Genomic DNA, 713 nt, shown 5'->3' with positions numbered 1-713 from the left:
CATCTGTCTTTCCATATGTTTCACTTTTCGAAAAGCGAGTATAGTATTTAAATCGAGTTTTAACCTGATAGGTTTTTCCAGCTATATTTTCACTATAGGTACCATGGATTATAAATCCTCCCACACTTGTATAGTTTTTCTCGTATTTTTCTAACTCAAACTGCCCTGTAAGACCGTAATTTTGATAAGAACGATGCACAGCTTGCTCAATCTCAGTTCGATTTGCATGGGCAAACAGCCCCCACATATCCATTAGAGAAAGAATAGGACTGAACACTGTGAAGATTACGATTGGGATCACTATGGATAAGTGGGGGTTGGTTGGCAAAAAATTCCTTCATGAGCGCTTCAAGCTCTTTAAGATAGTCATCATACAAGAGATCTCTTTTTTCTTTTGGAACGAAATATTGAAATTCAAATGTTGGTATAAAAATCTCTTTTTGGAAAAGATATTGAGCATCCATTGGATACATTCCTTGCAGAGCTTGGCCCTTGCTTTGATTTTCCTCTAATATTTCATTATAAAGATAGATATTATCAGATTGGTTATTAAATTCAAAATCAATACCTTGATACTTCAAATCAGGCAGTTTAGGATCTTTGATTGAACTGTCCAGTGTTTTTAAAAATTCACTGGTTCCTGGACTAACTTCAATCCCTAAATAGGCTAATTCTGGGAAAACATCATAAATTTTTTTACCATTTTTGTAATC

2 pseudogenes are annotated in these 713 nt (G+C 34.4%); both read right to left on the bottom strand.

Annotation, left to right across the window (positions count from 1 at the left end):
* Window positions 1-328: pseudogene (locus GMD6S_RS13020) on the bottom strand (hypothetical protein); the annotation flags it as partial.
* Window positions 213-713 (bottom strand): annotated as a pseudogene (locus GMD6S_RS13015) (hypothetical protein); the annotation flags it as partial. The pseudogenes GMD6S_RS13020 and GMD6S_RS13015, both read right to left, overlap by 116 nt.

It is taken from the genome of Streptococcus sp. GMD6S (assembly GCF_000297015.1).
This window is presented reverse-complemented; position numbering and strand designations above follow the sequence as displayed.